This window comes from Desulfamplus magnetovallimortis (genome assembly GCF_900170035.1).
Classification (GTDB): Bacteria; Desulfobacterota; Desulfobacteria; order Desulfobacterales; family Desulfobacteraceae; genus Desulfamplus; species Desulfamplus magnetovallimortis.
Window position 1 is genome coordinate 215,775 of record NZ_LT828540.1, and the last position, 21,702, is coordinate 237,476.

Sequence of the window (21,702 nt, forward strand, 5' to 3'; positions counted from 1 at the left end):
GAGCCGCTACAGATATTGCGGGATTCATTGGCCGCTCCTGTTATCTGTTTCCATGGGGGAAAGCAGTAGTTCTGTGGCCAATTCCATGTTTTTGATATCTTCTTCAATCCATCTTCTTCTGAGGGTATAGAAAAAAAAGGCTGAAGTACCGATGGCAAGTCCGGTGACGGTGGTGGTAAAGGCGATAACCAGGTCGGAAGTGAGACGTGTCATATCCCCCTGTCCCAGGGCGGCAAGACCAGTACCCATTGGGATGAGTGTACCGATCAAACCAAGGGATGGGGCCACTCGAACCAGAATCCTCAGGCGATCGATGGATTTCCACAGCTCCAGGGTGGTGGCTTGAAGCATGTTTTCAACGGCCACCTCCATATCGAATGCTCCTTTTCCCCGGGCACCCATCGGTGATTCGTTACCGGGAGTTGAATTCAATGATTGTATCGAATTTATCGATTTTGTCGAATCTATTGAATTTCTCGCATTTGTGTTTGTAACATATTTTTGAGACATCAGCACTCTGAGAGCGTTGACATATCGGACAACCCGATGGGAAACCATCCCTTCAGGATTCTCATTTTTAAGGACAGCCGGTAACCTTTGGGGAGGACATTGGGATTTTTTTAAACGAAACCGCTCCAGCCATTCAGCAAAGAAAGTACCTGAACAGGCAATGATGAAGAGGATCAATACCACCAGCAGAAAAAGCACTGGATAGAGTAGAGAGGATGAAATGAGATAAATAAAGGTTTTGAGTAAGGCACCAATGTCGGTCATGGTTTTCTCCAAATATGTAAATAGGTGTATGTGAATCCGCTGATGAATGTCATGCCCACGCAGGCAATAAACAAAAACAGGTGCTGAATTTGCTGAAAGGGGATTTCAGACGTTGACAGGGAGAGACGGTACACCTTATCAGCATCGGCAAACTGAGGCATGATGGTCACGGAGAGGAGGAAATAGGCTGAAATCAACAGCATGGCACTCCCGAGAAGGGCTTCAGGAGAGCTGTTTCGGTTCCACTTTCCTGCCCCCATGATGAAAAGGGTTAATCCATTTATCAGCAGGAAGCAGAAAAAGAGTAGCAGCATCGTTAGCATGGGCGTGTCGGGAAAACATGCCGTCATAAATCCCAGGGAGATAAAAATCACCGTGACACAAACCGGGCAGGGGATAACCAGCATCAACCAGGCCCGGGTGTGGCGTTTGTTGGTATACTCACCTTGAAAATTGTTGTCTGAATCACTTTGAAGGTTGGGTGTTGGCTCTCCTTGAAAATTATGTTGAGAATGGCGAAGCAGATGCAAACCCCACAGAGTCAGCAAACCCGCCATGACAAGATGAATCAGCATGCCGGATTGAATGAACGTCTGAATTGTATTCATATGTCGCACCAGATCAATCCTTGCCAATAGCTGTTGAGAGAGGATAAAAAGAGAGAGGTAGGCAAGGAAAAAGAGAGCCAACACCATGGCCCTGCGTTTTCCCGATGGGGTTTTAGAGAGGTAATAATGGAGGCCAAGTCCGCTTTTGATGGCAAAAATGCCGATACTGAACAGGATGCCGAGAATTAAACTTTTACAAATCATGCGTTCTCCTTGATCTTATGGAATTCATGGGGGCCTTTTCAGGATTTTTTTCGTTTTTGGCAAAAAAAAATCCCGAACCGACACATAATGTCGATCCGGGATTCCCGTTTTTATCCAACAGATCATGAGCCTCTCTCCGTCCTCGAGATAATAGGCTCTTGTTCAGGCAGGTCTTCTGACTTCCGGATCATCCTACTCAAGAGCGTCTTCCCAATCCCAAAAGCAATGGATCAGTGACGTATATGCTCTTTTCGTCCCCGGTTACAGCGACGGGCTCGTTCCCGAATTTCACGGGATTCCCTGTTAGGCTTTTTAAGGCACCTGAACAATATGAATTGGGTTATTAGCGTATTTGCATTATGATTGTCAATTGAAATTAAATTTTGACCACACTTATATTGTGTTCTTGAGTTGTAAGTTCTCGTTTACCATACCACATATACACCACTTGAGTTTGATAGGGAACTATATGTAGTCATAAAATTGAGAATTTCTGTCTTGTCCTTTGAGCACGGAGTAAAGGTTTTTCAGGCCATCCCGCACCTCTGCGGCAATGTCACTATTATCAATATTGTCAAGGATGGGTTTGTCATATTCATCCACCAGAACCACAACCTTTTGATTATATTTTTTGGAGCAGTTCATTATGAGGTCTTCAAAGAGCCCGGGAATGTCATTGTCATGGGAAGGCGCCACATTCAATAGCTCTTCATTGACTTTGATCAGTTTACGAATACGATTTTCGAGTTCACTACGGCTCTGGAGAACAGCACCTGCAAAATCAATAAGAATGACAGGAAATGTTTGGCTCCAATCCCATTTATCGTAAATATAAAGCCCCTTGAACAGTTCTTTGTTGCCTTGGAAAATTTCCTTGAGCGTATCCACAAACAGGCTTTTACCAAACCTTCTGGGCCTGGAGAGGAAAAAACGTCCCGCATGTTTTACAAGGTCCCAGGCCATGGGGGTTTTATCCACATAAACCATGTTTTGGTTTTTTATATTTGCAAGTGTATTGACACCAAGCGGTAAATTTTTCATGGAAACTCCTTAGAACTCCTGTGTATCACCTGTTTTTTATATGAAAGTCTCGGTAACAGCCTGTTTTTAAAACGACTTTCATCTCTTCGATTGTGGCGGTGATCAGCCATGTACGTTATATCAGAGCAAGGTGTTGGGATTGAGTCTATAGCCATCGGGCATTTTCCGACCGGTCTGTTAATAACAGGCCCATGCCTCTGAGTGTTTATTCAAGGTAGGTTATCCAGAAGTTTCCTGATTTTGCCGGAGAGTTCACTGATATCAAAAGGTTTCTGGATAAAATCTTTGCACCCTTTTTCCATGAGATCGGAAGCCTGCCCCTGGACAGAGTAACCACTTGAAAGCATCACAGGAATTTCAGGTCTGATTTTACTTATGTTCTCAAATGTCTCTCTGCCATCCATTCCGGGCATTATAAGATCCAGAATGATAAGATCAATAACATCACCTTTGCTTTTTAAAATATCAATAGCATCTTCCCCACCTTCTGCGATAATAACTTTGTATCCAAGCTTTTCAAGAAGAGCTTCTCCAACTTCAAGGATCATCTCCTCGTCGTCTATCATAAGGATTGTTTCGCAGCCTTTGATAACTCTTGTCTCTTCATTGTGCTCATTAACTGCTTCCATATTGGATAGCGGAAGATAGATATTAAAGGTTGAACCTTTACCCTCTTCACTGTAAACAGTTATGATCCCCGAGTGATTCCTGATGATGCCATATGCAGAGGCCAGTCCAAGGCCTGTGCCACGCCCCTTTTCCTTTGTTGTGAAAAAAGGGTCAAATATTCTTTCACAAATGCTTTTGTTCATTCCTGTACCGGTATCTGAGATGGAGAGTGTGGCATATTTTCCAGGTAAAATTTTGTAAGGAGTGCAGAATAGAGTGTCAAGCGTTATAATCCTGGTTTCAATAATAAGATCTCCGCCATTGGGCATAGCCTGCCAGGCATTGATATATATGTTAAGCAGAACCTGTTTGAGCTGGTTTACGTCAACTTCAACCACAGGAGAAGGAGAGCAAAACCCTGTCTTTATTGAGATCTCTTTTTTTGTTCTGCCAAACATGGAGGAACTCTCCTGAACAAGATTGTTGAGATAAATTGGCTTTATTTCATATTTACCACCCTGTGCAAGACCAATAAGCTGTCGGGTCAGATCTGTTGCGTTACGTATATACTCTTCAATTGCCTTAAGATGTTTCCAGTGTGGTGAATATGCTTCAAGTTCCATAAGTATCAGGGATGATCGACCCTTTATTGCCATCAGAAGATTATTAAAATCATGGGCAATACCACCTGCAAGGGTACCTATGGCTTCAAATCTTTGTGAATGTTGAAGCTGCTGTTCCATTTTTGTTTTTTCGGTAATATCCCGTCCTACCAGTACAAGTGATTTTCTATTACCTTTATTGTCAAAGGTTACGGTTTTTACTACATCAAATATTTTTGTGTTATCACCAGGAAGCTGGATAACTTCATTTCCACGTGATATTCCACCTGCCTGCCAGGCAGCTGCATCGGTTTTTTCACAAACACGAAAAGTATCCTTTAATACAGGATAATCCATTGCAATCTCTGAATTTTTTCTGCCACGGAAGTCAGCACTTTCAAGATCAAACAGTTTTAGGTAAACATCATTGACTTCAAGCCATCTGCCATCGCCATCCTTGAAACATACGATATCTGTCATTGAGTTTATAAGCGTTCGCAGTCTCAGCCCACTTTCTCTTAGTGCTGCATCAGATTCTTTACGTTCCTTTATCTCTTTTTGAAGTTTTTTGTTCCATATTAAAACAACTGTTAGGATGCTACCAGAAAAGATCACTGTCATTAAAACCCATTTTATGATGTCAGTTGTGCTTATTCCATATTCATACCTTACAGAGAGCCATTTGTTTCTGATTTCTGTTTGCTGAACATCGGGCATGACATTGATTGCTTTATCAATAATTGCACCAAGTTCCTCAAGATCTTTTCGGACAGCAATATGAAGGTTATAGTTTTCGTAAGGTGTGGGAGCTGCCACCTTGAGGTTTGTTAAGCCGTTTTCTGCAATAAGGTAGGTGGCGGCAGCAAGATTTTCAATCTGAGCATGAGCTTCTCCAAATGAGACAGCCTTAAGACCGTCAAGTGGAGATGCCGCATAGTGGGGAATAATATCAATTCCGTCACGGCGCAGCCATTCAGATGTAATGGTCTTTTTTATGGTTGTCACTTTTTTGCCGGCAAGATCGAAAATACCGCCAGTAAAAGGAGCATCAACTCGTGTTATAATAACAAGTGGAAAAGAGAGAAAAGGTTTGGAAAAGCGGAGAAATGATTCACGTTCTCTGGTTTTGGCAATGCAGGCCACAAGATCAATGTTGCCTGCTTTTGTCTCTTCAAGTACTTCCTGCCAGGGAATATTCTTGCGTATTATTAACTTTATTCCAAGCGGCTTCATGATTGCGTGCAGAAAGTCCACGGAAATTCCTGAGAGTTCATTTTTGTTACTTAAAAAATAAAAAGGTGGAAACGATCGCGGCCCGCTTACAGTAATGGTTTTGTTATTATGAAGCCACTCATTTTCCGAAGGTGAAAGGTCAAGGTCTTCAAGGGTAAAGGTTATGATATTTGAATCTCTTTTATTATGTTTCTCCACTGATGGGGAAGTGTTTTTTTCATATTTTTCGTCTGATTGTGAAGTACTCTTTTCAGATTTCCCAAATGATTGCGAATTGTTATTTTTATTTATTTCGTCAGATTCTGGTACTATTTTTTCCTGAATTTCGACTAATTCCAAAGATATCTTATCTGATTCTTCGGCCACTGCTGTTATGGCATGTGAACTGAAAAAGGCAAGCAGAATAGCTGTGTATAAAAATATATAGAGTGATATAATTTTTTTTAAAATTGATTTTTCATATCTATATTTCATTATTTGTCCCGTTGTTAAGAAAAGCTGATGCTGTATCATATAGTACAGCACACTGTTTTTTTGCAAGGCTTTCCATATTGAGAAACGCATGGATCATGTCATCAAAATGGAGGTGTTTATGTTTTACACCGGCACTTTTCATTTTATCAACATAAGCAAAAGCTTCATCACGTAACGGACAGAATTGAGCTGTCATCATAAGTGTTTCCGGAAATCTGTCTGTAAATAACATATTAATGGGAGAGCAATTTTTACGATTCTCACTATTCTGGAAATAGTTATCAAAATACCACTCGATTTTGTTTTTCTCAAGGAGAAAACCCTTGCCGTTTTCGTTAATTGATTCATGTTGCAGGGTATAGTCAAGACCGGGATAGATGAGTATCTGCCTTGAAATTTTTATATCCGGGTCATTTTGGGTCATATGGGCAACTGTTGCACACATGGCACCTCCACCGCTGTCTCCGGCTATGGAGAGACGACGGATGTGCCTTATATTTCTGTTGCCCAGGGTAAGCCATATGTTTTTTAAAACAGTCATGGCATCTTCAGTGCCGGCAGGGTAGGGATTTTCAGGAGCAAGCCTGTAATCTACAGATATAACTGTATGGCTTGTGGAAACAGCCATTTTTCTGCATATTGGGTCATACACGGTTATGCTGCCTGCCATATGTCCCCCGCCATGAAGATATATCAATACCGGCAGGGGACTTTCGGGTTTTGGATGATAAATTCTGACAGGGATATTGAAGTTATCACCAACTATAATTTCATCCATAACAAGCTTGACATGGGGAGATTCAGTGACAAGCATTTTTGTCATAACAGCAAGACCTTCCCGACTGTTTTCTGGGGTTGGTCTGAAACCTTTTTGTGCAAGTTTTGCAATAAGTTTATTGTGCCCCAGCAGCCATTTTTCAATTTCAGGTGATAAATATGGCATTTTTAACCTCGCAAATTCAATATTATAGGATTTCCCATTTTTTCTTGGCATATTCCATAGTGTTCTTTCAAGGTTTGATTGTCGGGTAGAAAATGCCTTTAACCTTTGAAAAGCCCTAAAAGTCACCCGATAGTTTAAACTTGAAGAAGCAATAGAGTCTCCAAAATTCTTTACACTTTTTGAATAGCTGTTCCAGAAAAACGGGAACATTTATAACTCTTATAGTACATTATGTTAATATTTGCAACATTGACTTTACAACACCTAAGTGTTAATAATTAAATCTTATGATTAATGTCATTGGGAGCAATAAAAATGGTGAAAAATATGGCAGAAAAATTAAATTTATTAACCTCTTCAATATTGATTTTTTTGACAGGTATCTCTTTTTTTACAGTATGCTTCATTTTTATACTCACCTTGCTGTTACCCCAAAAGTGTGCAGGAGCTGAAATAACAATCCTTTTTCTCGGAGATTCCCTAACAGCGGGATTGGGTGTGGAACAGGATGAAGCTTATCCAGCTCTTCTTGAAAAGATGCTTGGGGAAAAGGGCTATGAAGATCTGACTCTTGTCAATGCCGGCATAAGCGGCTCTACAACTGCAAGTGCTATATCCAGATTAAAATGGTACTCCCGTGTAAAACCTGATATTCTTTTTCTTGCACTTGGTGCAAATGATGGTTTGCGCGGTCTCTCCCTTGAAGCCATGGAGAAAAATCTTGAAAAAGCCATTGTTGCAGCACTCGAATCCGGCATGAAAGTAATCCTTGCCGGTATGGAAATTCCTCCCAATTATGGCCCTGAATATACAAGTAATTTCAGAAATGTATTTAAGTTGCTTTCTGAAAAGCACAATATTTTTTTTATGCCATTTTTGCTAAAGGATGTGGCAGGAGAGCAAAAGTACAACCAGGCTGACGGAATACATCCAAATGCAGAAGGGCACAAGATTATAGCTTCCAATGTTTTTCCCTATATTAATGAAATGGTAAAGAATAAATGAAAATCCTACAGGTAAAAAACCTTGTTAAATCATATCCACAGACATCTGATAATCCCCTGACTGTGATTTTTGACACCTCCTTTGATGTTTGCCAGGGTGAAACTGTAGCAATTACAGGTCATTCCGGCAGTGGCAAGACAACTCTGATGGCTCTTCTGGCAGGACTTGATACCCCTGATTCAGGTTCAGTTATGATAAGGGGTGAAAAGCTTGGCAAAATGGATGAAGATCGCCTTGCACGTTTCAGGGCAGAATGGATAGGCATAATATTTCAGCAATTTCACTTGATGCCCCATTTAACAGCAAAGGAAAATATCATGCTCCCCCTTGAGATCCTGAAATATAAAAGTGAAGATATTGAGAGACGTGCAAACAGGGTGCTTAGGCAGGTTGGACTTGATAAAAGAAAAGATCACCTGCCGTCCCAGTTGAGTGGTGGTGAGTCGCAAAGGGTTGCAATTGCAAGAGCTCTTGTGGTTGAGCCATCCCTGCTTCTGGCTGACGAACCAACAGGAAACCTTGACACAAATACAGGAGAGCAGGTGGCGGATCTGCTTTTTGATCTTGTTGATTCATCAGGCATGACCATGATTGTGGTTACACATAATATTGAACTTGCAGCCCGATGCAGGCGGAATTTAAAATTTGAACATGGCCGACTGCAAGCAGCCTCCATGGGGAATTAACTATGAAGCTATGGATAAAACTTGCATTACGGGAGCTTTCAGGAAATCGCAAATTTTCCCTTTTTTTTATTCTTAACTTTTCCATTGGTCTTGTGGGGTTTATTGCCCTTAATTCATTTAATTTTTCCATACAAAATCACTTGAAAAACAATCTCAAAGAGATCTTGACAGCAGATATTGCTGTATATTCACCTCGTCCTTTAAATCAAAAGGAACTAAATACCATTGATAAGGTTCTTGGAAATGAGAGGCAGGAATCTCATCAGGTCACATTTTTTTCCATGATTTCAGGAAATAATCTCTCCAGACTTGCAATGGTCATTGCAATTGACAATAAATTTCCCCTTTACGGCAAACTTGTCATGGAAAAGAATGGACAGAACCTTGAAGATAATTCACTGCCCATTAAAGATAATTCACTGCCTCAAAAAAAACCTTCATTACCTTTTGCGTGGATAAGTCGTGATCTTGCTGTAACATTGAATGTAAAAACAGGAGACACTGTACGCATTGGCAACATGGATTTTATGATTGAGGATATTGTTATCTCGTCCCCTGGAAATTCTGTAACACCGGTTGAACTTGCACCATCCATATATATTGATATCTCCAATATTGAAGAGACAGGTTTGACAGGGTTTGGAAGCCGCATCAGATATGCAAGATATTATCGTATTCTGCCGGAAACAACAACAGATCAAGTTCTCATGGCAAAAACCATTGAACTCAGAAATAGCCTTGCTGCCCTTTTTGATGGAGAACCCCTTGTAAATGTTTACAACAGTGAAGATGTAAACCGAAACCTTGGCCGTCTTTTTGGATATTTTACAGGATATATGGGACTTGTAGCCATTGTGGCACTTTTTCTTGCAGGTATTGGCACATCTTACCTTTTTCGTGGATATCTGAATGCAAGACTTAAGGAAATGGCTATTCTCAAGACACTTGGAGCAAGGAGAATTGATACATATTTTTTAATGACCTTGCAGGTTATGATTCTTGGCTTTTTCTCCACAGTTTTATCTGTTGCATTCTCATTTGTTCTATTACCTTTTTTCCCAAAAGTTCTAAAGGGGCTTATTCCTGTAAATTTTGAAATAGCTGCCAACCCTGAAAGCCTTATTCTTGCATCTTTTCTCGGAACACTTGGCAGCGTGATTTTCTGTCTGCCTCTTTTTGTGAGAATTCATTTTCTCAAGCCTTTGATACTTCTACAGGGTTCTGACAGATCTGCCGGCATGCATGTTAATAAGATTATTACAAAAAACAATCTTCTTAAAATTTCAGCTTTTTTGCCGGTTTCAATAACCTTTTGGATCCTTGCTGTGGGGCAGACAAGATCCTTTGAGAGGGGAACATTTTTTTTGTTAAGCTTTGCAGGTGTAATGCTCATAACCGGATTGACAGGCACTTTTTTGCTTTCCGGGATTCGATTTTTCTCAAACACCGGAAATCCAATCCTTAAAATTGCGTTCAGAAATCTTTATAGACATAAATTTTCGTTTATATCCTGTTTTGTCACCATTGCCATGGGAGCATTTCTCATAAATGTTATTCCACAGATAAAAAACGGTATCCAGGATGAAATAAGCCGTCCTGAAGGGATGAAAATCCCCGGGTTTTTTCTGATTGATATACAGCCGGAGCAGCTCAATGAACTTGAAATTTTTCTGAAGGCAAGGGGCGTTGCCCTTGATAATGCTTCTCCCATGGTAAGAGGCCGTATAAACAAGGTTAATGGAGTTGGCTTTTATGATAGGTTTGGCAGTAAAAATAAAAAAAATATCACAGAGGATCAAAACAGAGAGAAGAGCAGACTCAATGCCAGGGAAGAAGGAGCAGGGCAGGGTAGATTCCGACGACGGGAGTTTAACTTTTCATGGCGGGAAAAGCTGGATGTTTCAGAAACCATTGTAAAAGGAAAACCCCTTGAAGATACTCCATGGAATTTTCATGATGACAAACCTCTGGAGATTTCCCTTGAAGAGGGATTTGCTGAGAGATTTCACCTTGAAATAGGGGATATAATGCTTTTTGATATCCAGGGAATCCCCCTTGAGGGAAGGGTGGTTAACTTTCGCAAGGTAAGGTGGAACAGCTTTCAGCCCAATTTTTTCATCCTTTTCCAGAAGGGCGTGCTTGATGATGCGCCATGCACATATCTTGCTTCTGTTCCCCAGATGCCAGCTTCTGAAAAAATGCCTCTCCAGAATGCCATGGCAGGAAAATTTCCCAACATTTCGGTGCTGGATGTCAACCAGACAGTGGAGCAGCTTCTTGACATCACCGACAGGCTGACATTTTCCATAAATTTCATGGCATGGCTTGCAATAGTTGCAGGACTTGTGGTTCTCTTTTCAATTGTAAGGTATGAAACCAGGACACGTTCTATGGAGATAAACCTTCTTAAGGTTCTGGGGGCAGGTTTTAACGATATTATAAAGATCACCTTTGTTGAATTTGGCTTCATGGGTTTTTCAGCATCTTTGTTTGCTGTTATATTAAGCCTTGGATGTTCCTATGGCATTTCATGGCTTTTCTTTGGAAATTTGTGGTCTTTCAGATGGGAATACAGTCTCTTTTCGATTTTTTCCATTACCGTAATATCTCTTTTTACAGTATATTTTGCATCACGCAGTGTAATCATGCAGAAGCCGGTGGTACTTCTCAAATCTGCATGACAGAGCTTCAGTTGATTTTTTGCAATAAGGTTACTATTTTGAATTTAGGATAAATCTGAAGCTTTTTAATTATCAGGAGGTTTTGAATTTGATGTTGACATAAAATTGCTTTATGAATACTATTTTCAAAAAGGAGGTTGATTATGTTTAATTACAGTTTATTTGCAAGACCTGGTTTTTTGTCAGGTATGAGCAGAGTTCTTGATATATCTGGAACATTAAATCAATATAATTGCTCAGGGACTCCTGAAGAGGCAGATAGAAAAGCTATTATGTCAGACTGGGGTGCTGTCGGTCTGGATTTACAGGAAATTATTGATAATTATGAAAAATTCTCCAAAGACAAAAAAAGACAAAAATAGTAGTAATCATCAACAAAAATTTCAAATATCCTCACAACCTTTTTCTATTTCAAGCCCCATACCTTTACCGGAAACTCTTGAACACTATGATCGGATTCTTCCAGGATCAGCAGAACGGATTTTTAGTTTGGTTGAAAAACAATCTGCGCATAGACAGGCATTAGAGCTAAAAGTTATTGAATCGGATATTTTCAACAGCAAATGTGGTTTGCTATGTGGCTTTATCATCGGTATAGCAACCGTTCTGAGCGGTGCTTACTGTATCCTGCAAGGACATGATTTTGGTGGTGCTTTTATTGGTGGGGCGGGCCTTACAGGGTTGGTAAGTGTGTTTGTATATGGCAGTAAGACCCGAGCTAAAGAAAGAGAAAATCAGAAATAACAAATTACAGACAAACTGTTTCCAGACCTTTTTCTGCCATCTGGTAGCTTGTCATGTGAGCTTTTCCCCCCCTTTCAAAAATAACCACACTCTCCAGGTATCCCACCATTCCAAATGTTTCATGGGGTAGTCCCAGCTTGAACTCTTTAAGAGGAAACAGATTCCAGTCATGGGAAACATTAATGGCGATTTCCCCTGAATGCAGTCCTTTAAGCTGGTCTGTCATGAACTCTGCAATTCTATTGGCGGCAGCTTCTGGATTCAACATTACGGATTCATTGATTTTGTTATCAAACCACTCCCTGAGAAAAACCGGATTTCCAGTTTCACTTACCATTGCAATGGCCTTTGGTGGATTGATTATGTAAAAAGGGGCAAGCTCCATTGCCTGGACATTATGACCATTAAATATTTTATGCGCTTTTGTAAATCCTTTGTCGATGAGATATGCTGTTTCAATACATCTACCAAATGTACTTGAAAAAAAGCGTGGTTTTCTTGGTGGTGCAGGAAGAGAGCTTCCAAGCTGCATTGCAGCATCTTTGCCTTTTTCAGTAAGCCCCATGAAAGGCTCCATTGCGCTGTCCTTGTGAAATAATCTGTCTGAATGGCGCATGATAACACTCATTTTTTCAACGCCCTGTTCAAGAAGTCCGGTTATTGTATTAATAGTTTCTGTGTCTCTAATTTTTTCCTGGGGTCTCATTGTGGATGGTGCTCCTTTTTTTTGTCCATCAAATAGATTTTTCATAAATGATTTAAGGGGTATCAAAAAGCGTGTTACTGATTAAGGATTAATTCTATTTGTTCAATTAACGAATTCACAGAGGCACTTTTTGACATCATTTTATAGCCACCGATTATTTTACATTTTTCACCAGCTTCTTTTTTTGACAAAAGAGAGGAGAGAAATAAAAAAGGAATATTTCGAGTATCATTGCAGTCAGATAGCTCTCTTGCTACATCACCTCCAGTAACATCTGGCATATCAATATCACATATAATTAAATCTGGTTTTTCATTTCTCGCCATTTTTAAAGCTTCTTTGCCTTTGTTTGTAAAAATTACTTTGAATTTTTTGCTCTTTTCAAGTTTTATTTTTAACATAAAAGTAATATCGGGATCATCATCAACAAGCATAATTTTTGGTAATTTCATATTTTGAGCATCTCCCAAATTTATATATATAATTTTTTAATATAATCGATTTAATTAGATTACTACAGCATTATTATTGTTAAATATCATTTATTTTAACATAAGTTATTTTTATATTCTCTAACATGGCTTTAAGAAGAGCCAAATTTTTTTCAATTTCATTTCTATCTCTTTCTTTTGCTCCGTTTTCTATATTTGAGCAGAGTTTACCAAGCCTGTCAAAACCATACATATTAAATCCGCCTTTTATTTTGTGACCAATTTTGCAGATATCTTCATAATCGTTATCTCTTAGTTTATCGTATATGGCTAAAATCTCTGCTTTTTTATTATCAAGAAAAGCTGGGATTAAATCTTCTAAATCAATATCTATTTCAAATGCATTACTCCCTTGATCACTCCCTTGATAAATCTCTTGTGTAGAAAAAGATAAAAACTTCTTTGAAATCTCAATCAAATCGTTTTTTACAGCATCAAAATTGAAAAGTTCGATTTTATAAATCAAGTTTTTAAAATCAGATTCAGCTATATAAAAACTTAACTCTTGAATAAATGGATGAATAGCGTCAGGGTTATACTCTTCACAAGCATCAACTGCCTCTTTAAATAGTTTTTTTAATTCATCAATATCTTTATCTTTGATTTTATTTTTGTTATCCCCATCTTTGTTATCAATATTGTCAATTTTGTAAAATTCAACTTTATTATTATCAGCAAGTTTAGCTGAAAAATTCTTAAAAATTGAAGGATTATCAACACTTGAAGGGTTATCAATACTTGAAATTGCAAAATAGTTTATAAAAATCTGCTTAATATGCTCGCGGTTTACTGGCTTTGATAGATAGGCATCAAATCCAGCATTAATACATTTTTGGCGAATATCGTTATCATCATGTCCTGAAAGTGCAACAATTATGATAGGATTATCTGCTGCTTTTATAGGATTATCTGCTGCTTTTATAGGATTATCTGCTGCTTTTATAGAATTATCTGCTGTTATTATAGAATTTTTTTCTGCTATTACAGGATTATCTTCTGATAAATTACTTTGTACTGAATCACTAATTGTTATTAAACTGTGTTCCCTCTCCCATTCCCTTATTTTAGTAACAGCCTCTATTCCGTTCATAACAGGCATTTCCATATCCATGAAGATTAAATCATAATGGGATAAGATAGCTTTTTCCAATCCAATTTTACCATTTTCAGCAGAATCAACTATCAAGTTTGGCTGTTTTAGATAACTTTTAAGGATAAGCCTGTTATATTCATCATCTTCAACAATTAGTACCTTGTATGTTGTAATTGAAGCTCTGTTTATTTCTGTAGATGAACGACCACTTTCTATCTCTATGGGATCTTTCTTAAAACCACCTGGCTTAAAATTATTTTGTTTTGATTCATCAACTGCTCTATTGGATAGAAAAATATTTTCATAAGGTGAGGTTACCTCTTTTAAATGACAATCTTTCAATAAAACAGAAATTACTGTACCTTTTGCATCATCAGTTGTCATGGATATAGAACCACCTAAAGTTTCAGCCATTAACTTTGCCGAGTAAGTTCCGAGTCCAGTACCTCCTTTTTTTCCTGAAGTTGCATATTTATCAAAAAAAGTCTCCTTAATAGATAATGGTACAACACCGTAATTGTGAATAGAGATTAGAGCAAATTGATCTTGTTTTAAATTTGAGCCAGAAAAATCCTTTGACAGATTTTTTGAAAAGGTAATTGTTATTTTCTCTTTTTCCGGCGATGCTTCAACAGCATTTTTAATAATATTAGCAAACATTGAGTAACATAAAAGCTCTTCTCCCAAAATCTCAAAAGAATCACCATAGTCACTATCTGATTTATCTTTTATTAAGATATCAAATATAATGTTTTTCATATTTGCTAAATATCTTAAATCTGAAATAATTTTGCGGATAACTTCTAAAACATCCACATTAACAGCTTTAAGTGTATAAGTATTATTCTCCATTTTCAGCATATCAAGGGAGAGGTTTATCATATTGAGCATTATATACCCTGATTTTTTAATTGATTGAATAAGCTCAATATGTTCATTGTGCAGTAGTGGAGCAAGATAATTGTCTTGCAAAAGTATTTCAGGAAATCCAATAATACTGTTTAGAGGAGTTTTCATGTCATGACGGGTAATTCGTTCAACCTCTTCTTGGTGCTTTGTTCTCTCCTTTAATATGGTAGCTTCACTATGCAGAGTTTGAAGCTCTAACTTGCGTTCATACTCCTGTTTTTTAAAAAATAAATAGGTGTAAATCACACCTATCAAGCTGAAAATATATATTAAATATGCCCACCAGCTTTTCCATGGAGGAGGTGGAATTATAAGATCAATAGCAACCCCTGATTCGTTCCAAACACCGTCATTATTGCTGCCTTTAACCCTGAATGTGTATCTGCCTCCATCAAGGTTTGTGTAGCTGACATAGCGTCTTGTTCCGCAGTTAATCCACCCATTGTCAAAACCAACTAACTGATAAGCATACTGATTTTTATGGGGAGCAGTATAATCTAATGCAGCAAACTCAAATGAAAAAAAGCTCTCTTTATATGATAAGCTAATTGTTGGAAGGAGGCTGAGTTCATTGGCAGACAACACTTCTTTATTAAAGACTTTAAAAGAGGTAAGGACAATTTCAGGAATGTTTGGATTATCAGATATTTTAGATGGATTAAAAACATTAAAACCATTAATGCCTCCAAAAAACATCTCATTATTTTTATTCTTATATCCAGCTCCAATATTAAATTCATTGGATTGAAGCCCGTCTTCTTTTGTGTAATTTCTAAACTCTTTGGTGTTTGGGTTAAAGCAGGATAATCCCTTGTTTGTGCTTAACCATAAATTGCATGTTTCATCTTCAAGTATTTCATAAATAGTGTTGTTGCATAAGCCATCTTTTTCAGAAAAAAGAGTAAATGTTTCTTTTTCTCGATTAAACAGGTTTAATCCATTTTTTGTAGCCAGCCAGAGTCTTCTTTTACTATCCTCCATAATATAGATTATCCTGTTATTGGATAAGCTTTCAGGGTTTGAAAGATCATGCTTATAGCTTTTAAAGTAACTTCTCTTTAAATCTAAGCAGTTTAACCCGCTCTCTGTTCCAATCCAGATGTTTCTTAAATAGTCCTGCATTACAGTTCTTACCCTGTCATGGTTTATGCTTTTGCCATCAGTTTTAGAATCGTGTCTGTAATGGGTAAGTTTATTGTTTATTAAATCAAAACAGTTAAGTCCGCCATTATAAGTCGCAATCCATAAAAGCCCTTCTCGGTCTTCATAAATTTTCATGATGTCAGAATCGCTTAAAATGTTTGATTTACAGTTTTCTGATGAATTTTCATCAACCTTGGAACGATTAAAAGAAGGTGCATTAGGTAAAATAGTGTCAAATTTAATACTGTTTTCTGACAAAGTATTTAGAGCAGCAGGATTGAATAAAAGAGGAGTTGTAGCATCCGCATAATAGCGTATAAATTCGCCAGTTTCACGATTCATAAGATTTAAGCCATCTTCTGTGCCTACCCAAAAAAGACCTCTGCTGTCTTCAAGAATAGTTTGTACTCTATTGTTGCTGATGGTTTTAGGATTAGATGGATCATGCTGATAAGTTGTAAATTTGTTTAAGGCTCTATCAAATTTAGATAAACCTTGTTCTGTACCAAGCCAGTGTATTCCATATTTATCTTCAAATATTGCCCAAATACTATTGTTAATCAAACTCTCTTTTTGATAAATATCTTTCTTTATATGCAAAAATTTTTTTTCCGAAAATTTGTTTATTCCTCCAAGATATGTGCCAATCCATAAAACTCCTGATTTATCCTCATAAATTCGCATAATACTTATGTCGCTCAACCCGTCAGGGTCAGATGTAATATCTTGTTTAAAAATCTGAAATTTTTCTCTTTTTTTATCTAAAATATTGATGCCGTTTTCTGTACCAACCCATAAACGCTCTTTTTTATCTTCATAAATAGCTGTTATAGAATTACTTGAGATTGTTGCTATGTCCTTTGGGTCATGCTGGTAAAATTTTATCTCTTCTGTTTCCTTATTAATAATTTGAGCTAATCCGCTTTTCTTCATACCAAACCATATATTACCACCTTTGTCTTCATAAATAACTGTAATCTCATTATCAGGGATAGAAGAAGATGCATATTGCCCTAATTTTATCTTTTCTTCAGTAAAGTTATCCTGAGAGATTCCATTTTTATAGATTTTGACTGAATGAATATTATTCTGAGCATCTAAAATAATTTTGTTTAAACCCTGCTGTTTAGTGCCAACCCAAAAAAAGCCTTTAGAATCTCTATAAATAGCAGTAATGCTATTACTGCTTATGATTTGGGGATTGCCTGAATATTTTGAATCAACTGTATTGTTTTGATTGTCTGAATCGTGTTGCAAATTCATAGTGCTGTATTGATAATGTATGAAGGTATTTGTTGACGGTATAAAACGGCTGATCCCTTTGTTTTCAGTACCAAGCCAGATATTGCCCTGATTATCTATATGAATAACTTTGATAAAATTATCGTTTATCCCTTTTGGATTATTAGGGTCATAACGATAATTTAAAAATTTTTCTGTTTTGGGGTCAAACCTGCTCAACCCCTGACCACGCGTGCCGAGCCAAATAATGCCATATTTATCAAGTGCAATATCATAGACAAAATTATCTGATAAACTATTGGCATCTTCAGGGTTATTTTTGTAATACGTGAAATTATAGCCATCGTATTTATTCAGCCCGTCTTGAGTGGCAAACCACATAAAGCCGTTTTGATCTTGCAAAATAGCGTTAATAGTGTTTTGAGAAAGCCCATCTTCAATGGTTATATGATCAAATTTGACTGAACCGATAAAACTAAAAGCAAGATTTTTTGTACTGAGCAAAATATAGAAAAAAGCTGCTAAAAATATAAGATAAAATGAGATTAAATTGATTAAATTTTGGCATCCTTCATATCGCATCAAAAGTACTTTACACTTTTGTGAGAAAAAAACTTTAAAGTTAAGGTTGCTTCCCTGGAGAGTGTAAAGCGGGAAATGAAGCATAGCTATATTTTTAATAATGAGGCGTATCAATTTGGATTTCCCAGTTTAGAAAAATTATATTCAAATCAATTAGCTATTATTCTATTATTCTATTAATATCATATGACGATACAGGGCAGAAGATATATTTTTTTAGTTCATTCATCTGATAGCCTTTATTTATAGAAGTCCACTCTGATTCAGTCATCTTAATAGGGTATGATCTTGTTGATATTATAATCATATCACCGTTATCAGTATCTCCATCTTCAATGTCATTACCATTAATATCCGATTCTTTATAAAACATCTTCCAGTCAGAGCCTATCTGAGGTCTGTTAATCGTGAAAAAAACATTATAGTGTTCTGATTCTTCTGGATTTTCGCTTGAGTAGCCATATAGACCATTTCCCCCTTTTTCATAATTGAACCACATATCATCTTGTGATGAATAATAAATTGGGAATGAGTGAATCTCTTTAAAATAGCCGCCAGATACAGCCCCGTATGTAAAAAAAGTGGATGGAATACCAATTGCCTTATGAAAAGCAGTTGCAACAGCAGTTACATCCACACAGTTGCCATAAAAAATCCCATAGTCATTTAGATAATCCACTTGAAATGATGCGCTAAATATTGCTCCTTTGTTTATATTTGTTCCATTAACTGTAGTAATATTGATATCTCCAGTTTCAAGCTCCTGGAGAGACTCTTCATACACTACAGCCCAATATTCAGGATTTGATTCATAAAGTGCTAAAATATCTTCAATGTAATACCTTCGATACTTATTCTTTTGCCATAAGAAATTTTCAATATTCAGCATTGTGTTGGCAAGATCTTCAGATTCCATTAATCCGTTGTTCTGTATTATTGCTCGGCTTATATCTAAAACTGACGGTTTAAGAATAAGAAAATCATACGCATCTTTATTTAATCTCCCTGATTTTAAAAGATCTAAATTAGTACCTCTATAACCTCCAAACATTATTGATCTGTCTGCCCATAAAAGCAGTGCCTCAATCGAAGTTTCTGTAAGCGGTATCTGACCTGAAAAGCAATATTCCATCGATTTTGCAGATTGTTTTATCATCTCTAACCCATCATCAATAACTGTAGGTCGAATTTCATTTTCTGCTAATTTATAAATATAACCTTCTGTAATTGCTTGAATTATTGGAAATGGATCGTTTGGTGTCAAATCAATTTTTTCTGCATACTGGCAAAAAACATCTAAACTATACCTGTAGCCATATCTGTTTTCAATAGAGGTATCTAAACTCCAAATATAGTTGCTATCAAGACTGTTTTTATATTCATGCCAAACAACAGCTTGAGTATGGTAATATTCTGGCATGTTATTGAGTTTATCTGTTGGAATCTTAGCTTCAAATGCGGTTTTCTTTGCAAATTCAGCTCTCTCTTCATCAATATTTCTGATAAATGTTCCGTTTTGTGTATCCCACTCTTGAATAAAATTTCCGTAATTTGTCCACACAAACGCATAAACAAGTTTGTTATCTGATGTTAGAATATTAATGCGATAATGGTATTCATCTTCATTTTGAGGCATTTCAAAAGGCTCTAACATACAGTATATAAAGCTGTTTCCATGAATTACACCATCTTTTTTTAAGTCATCAGATTTTAAATAAGCTCCTATTGGAAGGCTGCTGTCTATTGCGGTTATATCATTTTCATGATCCTCATGGATGTTCTCTACATTTGCCCAATCAAAGATTTCTCCGTCAATTATTATGTTGCTAACTCTATTTTGATTTTCTGCTAAAAGTTCACTGTTTTCATATTCCATAATATGATAAAGAGCCTGTGTTACAATTTTAGAATTACTTTCTGAAACATAGTTTGTGATATTTTGGAGTGCTTCATTTGATGGCTGATTTTTTAACTGAGATATTGAAATTTTTAGCATATCTAATGTCACATCACAAATATCGTTATTCAAGGAAGTTTCATTAAGTGTAATTTCCTGATCTCCAATTAGAACCTTATCCCCTGTAATAAGCAAATTATAGTTGCCTTCAATAAATATTATTTTTTGAGCTGTTTTTGTTGCTGGAATTTTTATTTGAGTACCACTAACTCCATTTTTAAGATAAACTGTTGCACCTGAACGATAAACTGTAAAATCAGAGGCATTATCTTCAATATCAATAATATTTTGACCAATAAAGTTAATAAATTCTGCTCGTCCGCCGGATTCCAAATAAATTGTATGACCAAGATCGTTGTTACCAATAGATGAGCCAAAAACTATAACATATTCGTCTTTATGAATGGTTATAGGAGAAGATTGAGGTGTTAGAATTTCATAAGAAGTTACGCTATCAGATGATACCGAGGATGCTATTAAAACCAGTCCGGATTCAAGAGATATGTTTTGTGAAAACTCAATATAATCACGTTCGCTTACATCATGCCTAATGTTTACACCATAACAGATGTTAGCAATAAACAAGATAGATATAATAATAGAAAAATTTTTTAACATTGTAATGCTAATTAGTTGTTTTAAATGGCTCATAATTTTTATCCTTTTTATAAGAAAGTCCCCGTATTTTAAGGCTCGAAAGAATTTCATGCTTCGTTGTAGCAGATGGATCTGCAATGGCCGTTTATATGAAAGTCTCGATAATAGCCTGTTTTTAAATCGACTTTCATCTCTTCGATTGTGGCGGTCATCAGCCATGTACGTTATATGAATTGTCAGTTTTTAAAATGATTTTCAATTTTTAGATTGTGGCTGTGAATCCCTGGATTTTTTCATTCAATATGGTGTTGGACTGTTAGCATCTCTTATGATATAGCGTTATGCCAAATTGTTCAATATCAGAAATTGCATGTATTTTTATGGTATTAATAATAAAATATGAAAAGATGTGAAAATATGAAAAAAAAGATTAAGATTATTGGCGTACCAATGGATTTTGGCCAGCTTCACAGGGGTGTTGATATGGGTCCTGCTGCATTGCGGTACAGTGGTCTTGTGCCCAGAATAAGGCAGCTTGGATATGATGTGGAAGATACAGGGGACGTAATGGTTCCTGTTCGGGATCAGGGACAGGCAAAATCTTCATCAGGTGACGCAAACTATCTGCAGGAAATTATAGAGGTTTGTGAAAGGGTCTATGAAGCAGGGAAAAAAGCCATAAGCGAAAATGCCTTTCCTCTGTTTCTTGGAGGTGATCACTCCATTGCCATGGGTACAATAGGGGGCGTTTCACACAATACACAGACAGGTGTAATCTGGATTGATGCCCATGGAGATTTTAATACACCAAAAACATCCCCAAGCGGGAATGTACATGGTATGCCACTTGCCACACTGACCGGTGACGGGGACCCGGGGCTGCTTGAGATAGGGCGGAAGGGTAAAAAAATCGATCCTGAAAATGTTGTTTTAATTGGAATTCGTTCCCTTGATGACAAGGAGAAAGAGCGGCTGAAAAAGAGTGGGGTAACTGTTTATACCATGAGGGATATTGATGAGCAGGGTATTAACACAATCACCAACAAGGCTTTGATGAAATTTGTACATATGAAACGAATTCACATAAGCCTTGACATGGATGCCATGGATCCGGTTGAAGCTCCTGGAGTCGGCACCCCTGTCCCTGGAGGGTTGACCTACCGTGAAGCGCATCTTTTCATGGAGATAATTGCAGATTCAGGCAAGCTCTCTTCCATGGATATGGTGGAGATAAATCCAATTCTGGATCAGGCCAATAAAACAGCCGAACTTGCCGTTGATCTTACTGTATCTGCCCTTGGCAAAAGGATCTACTAATTTACACTTCTTGTCTGGAGTAGAGACGCAATGCATTGCGTCTCTACCGTTGGGTTATTTT

At 37.2% G+C, this 21,702-nt stretch carries 15 protein-coding genes and 1 riboswitch; of the genes, 6 read left to right on the forward strand and 9 right to left on the reverse strand.

Annotated features, from left to right (window positions below; translation table 11 throughout):
• Positions 1-24: 24 nt before the first annotated feature.
• The 5 genes from MTBBW1_RS27420 to MTBBW1_RS00920 form a co-directional block, all read right to left on the reverse strand.
• On the reverse strand, positions 25-774 hold the full coding sequence (locus MTBBW1_RS27420) for a MotA/TolQ/ExbB proton channel family protein (RefSeq protein ID WP_087881703.1): 750 nt from the start codon (positions 772-774) through the stop codon (positions 25-27).
• Positions 771-1,586, reverse strand: coding sequence for a DUF2162 family putative transporter (locus MTBBW1_RS00905; protein ID WP_080797829.1), 816 nt, complete (start codon positions 1,584-1,586; stop codon positions 771-773). The genes MTBBW1_RS27420 and MTBBW1_RS00905 overlap by 4 nt, the downstream gene beginning before the upstream one ends.
• A 148-nt stretch (positions 1,587-1,734) precedes the next feature.
• Positions 1,735-1,926, reverse strand: a riboswitch (cobalamin riboswitch).
• 125 nt (positions 1,927-2,051) lie between these two features.
• Positions 2,052-2,627: an AAA family ATPase gene (locus MTBBW1_RS00910; protein WP_080797831.1), complete on the reverse strand. Its 576-nt coding sequence runs from the start codon at positions 2,625-2,627 to the stop codon at positions 2,052-2,054.
• A 209-nt stretch (positions 2,628-2,836) separates the two neighbouring features.
• Positions 2,837-5,545, reverse strand: a complete 2,709-nt coding sequence (locus MTBBW1_RS00915; protein ID WP_186441014.1) for a response regulator — start codon at positions 5,543-5,545, stop codon at positions 2,837-2,839.
• Positions 5,535-6,488 carry an alpha/beta hydrolase gene (locus MTBBW1_RS00920; RefSeq protein ID WP_080799640.1) on the reverse strand — a complete coding sequence of 318 codons (954 nt, stop codon included), beginning with the start codon at positions 6,486-6,488 and terminating at the stop codon, positions 5,535-5,537. Before MTBBW1_RS00920 ends, MTBBW1_RS00915 begins: the two co-directional genes overlap by 11 nt.
• A gap of 327 nt (positions 6,489-6,815) precedes the next feature.
• On the opposite strand from MTBBW1_RS00920, the gene MTBBW1_RS00925 reads away from it, so the two are divergent.
• From MTBBW1_RS00925 to MTBBW1_RS00945, 5 genes are all read left to right on the forward strand, one after another.
• On the forward strand, positions 6,816-7,493 hold the full coding sequence (locus MTBBW1_RS00925) for an arylesterase (RefSeq protein ID WP_080799643.1): 678 nt from the start codon (positions 6,816-6,818) through the stop codon (positions 7,491-7,493).
• A complete protein-coding gene (locus MTBBW1_RS00930; RefSeq protein ID WP_080797836.1) occupies positions 7,490-8,179 on the forward strand; it encodes an ABC transporter ATP-binding protein in 690 nt (229 codons plus the stop codon). The genes MTBBW1_RS00925 and MTBBW1_RS00930 overlap by 4 nt, the downstream gene beginning before the upstream one ends.
• A gap of 2 nt (positions 8,180-8,181) precedes the next feature.
• Complete coding sequence (locus MTBBW1_RS00935; protein WP_080797837.1) at positions 8,182-10,860, forward strand: ABC transporter permease; 2,679 nt, start codon at positions 8,182-8,184, stop codon at positions 10,858-10,860.
• 143 nt (positions 10,861-11,003) lie between these two features.
• Positions 11,004-11,222, forward strand: a complete 219-nt coding sequence (locus MTBBW1_RS00940) for a hypothetical protein (RefSeq protein ID WP_080797840.1) — start codon at positions 11,004-11,006, stop codon at positions 11,220-11,222.
• Entirely contained in the window at positions 11,185-11,604 is a 420-nt protein-coding gene (locus MTBBW1_RS00945) for a DUF2335 domain-containing protein (RefSeq protein WP_080797842.1), read from the forward strand. The genes MTBBW1_RS00940 and MTBBW1_RS00945 overlap by 38 nt, the downstream gene beginning before the upstream one ends.
• Positions 11,605-11,608: 4 nt before the next feature.
• On the opposite strand, the gene MTBBW1_RS00950 is transcribed toward MTBBW1_RS00945, so the two are convergent.
• From MTBBW1_RS00950 to MTBBW1_RS00965, 4 genes are all read right to left on the reverse strand, one after another.
• On the reverse strand, positions 11,609-12,310 hold the full coding sequence (locus tag MTBBW1_RS00950) for a histidine phosphatase family protein (protein ID WP_080797844.1): 702 nt from the start codon (positions 12,308-12,310) through the stop codon (positions 11,609-11,611).
• 74 nt (positions 12,311-12,384) lie between these two features.
• Positions 12,385-12,762 (reverse strand): response regulator, encoded by a 378-nt coding sequence (locus tag MTBBW1_RS00955; RefSeq protein ID WP_080797848.1) that lies wholly within the window; start codon positions 12,760-12,762, stop codon positions 12,385-12,387.
• Positions 12,763-12,841: 79 nt separating this feature from the next.
• The gene (locus MTBBW1_RS00960; RefSeq protein WP_080797851.1) at positions 12,842-17,884 is read right to left on the reverse strand and encodes a two-component regulator propeller domain-containing protein; all 5,043 of its coding nucleotides are present in this window, start codon (positions 17,882-17,884) and stop codon (positions 12,842-12,844) included.
• 46 nt (positions 17,885-17,930) lie between these two features.
• Positions 17,931-20,378 carry a hypothetical protein gene (locus MTBBW1_RS00965; protein WP_080797854.1) on the reverse strand — a complete coding sequence of 816 codons (2,448 nt, stop codon included), beginning with the start codon at positions 20,376-20,378 and terminating at the stop codon, positions 17,931-17,933.
• Between the two features lie 363 nt (positions 20,379-20,741).
• Between MTBBW1_RS00965 and rocF the strand changes: the two genes are divergently transcribed.
• Complete coding sequence (rocF, locus tag MTBBW1_RS00970) at positions 20,742-21,641, forward strand: arginase (protein WP_080799644.1); 900 nt, start codon at positions 20,742-20,744, stop codon at positions 21,639-21,641.
• The last annotated feature ends 61 nt before the right edge of the window (positions 21,642-21,702 follow it).

What these genes read in the sequence shown, in the direction of transcription:
- MTBBW1_RS00940 (WP_080797840.1), top strand. Translation starts at nt 11,004, where the DNA reads ATGTTTAATTACAGTTTATTTGCAAGACCTGGTTTTTTGTCAGGTATG.
- MTBBW1_RS00935 (WP_080797837.1), top strand. Translation starts at nt 8,182, where the DNA reads ATGAAGCTATGGATAAAACTTGCATTACGGGAGCTTTCAGGAAATCGC.
- MTBBW1_RS00915 (WP_186441014.1), bottom strand. Translation starts at nt 5,545, where the DNA reads ATGAAATATAGATATGAAAAATCAATTTTAAAAAAAATTATATCACTC.
- MTBBW1_RS00910 (WP_080797831.1), bottom strand. Translation starts at nt 2,627, where the DNA reads ATGAAAAATTTACCGCTTGGTGTCAATACACTTGCAAATATAAAAAAC.
- MTBBW1_RS00965 (WP_080797854.1), bottom strand. Translation starts at nt 20,378, where the DNA reads ATGAGCCATTTAAAACAACTAATTAGCATTACAATGTTAAAAAATTTT.
- MTBBW1_RS27420 (WP_087881703.1), bottom strand. Translation starts at nt 774, where the DNA reads ATGACCGACATTGGTGCCTTACTCAAAACCTTTATTTATCTCATTTCA.
- MTBBW1_RS00955 (WP_080797848.1), bottom strand. Translation starts at nt 12,762, where the DNA reads ATGAAATTACCAAAAATTATGCTTGTTGATGATGATCCCGATATTACT.
- MTBBW1_RS00920 (WP_080799640.1), bottom strand. Translation starts at nt 6,488, where the DNA reads ATGCCATATTTATCACCTGAAATTGAAAAATGGCTGCTGGGGCACAAT.
- MTBBW1_RS00950 (WP_080797844.1), bottom strand. Translation starts at nt 12,310, where the DNA reads ATGAGACCCCAGGAAAAAATTAGAGACACAGAAACTATTAATACAATA.
- rocF (WP_080799644.1), top strand. Translation starts at nt 20,742, where the DNA reads ATGAAAAAAAAGATTAAGATTATTGGCGTACCAATGGATTTTGGCCAG.
- MTBBW1_RS00930 (WP_080797836.1), top strand. Translation starts at nt 7,490, where the DNA reads ATGAAAATCCTACAGGTAAAAAACCTTGTTAAATCATATCCACAGACA.
- MTBBW1_RS00945 (WP_080797842.1), top strand. Translation starts at nt 11,185, where the DNA reads ATGAAAAATTCTCCAAAGACAAAAAAAGACAAAAATAGTAGTAATCAT.
- MTBBW1_RS00925 (WP_080799643.1), top strand. Translation starts at nt 6,816, where the DNA reads ATGGCAGAAAAATTAAATTTATTAACCTCTTCAATATTGATTTTTTTG.
- MTBBW1_RS00905 (WP_080797829.1), bottom strand. Translation starts at nt 1,586, where the DNA reads ATGATTTGTAAAAGTTTAATTCTCGGCATCCTGTTCAGTATCGGCATT.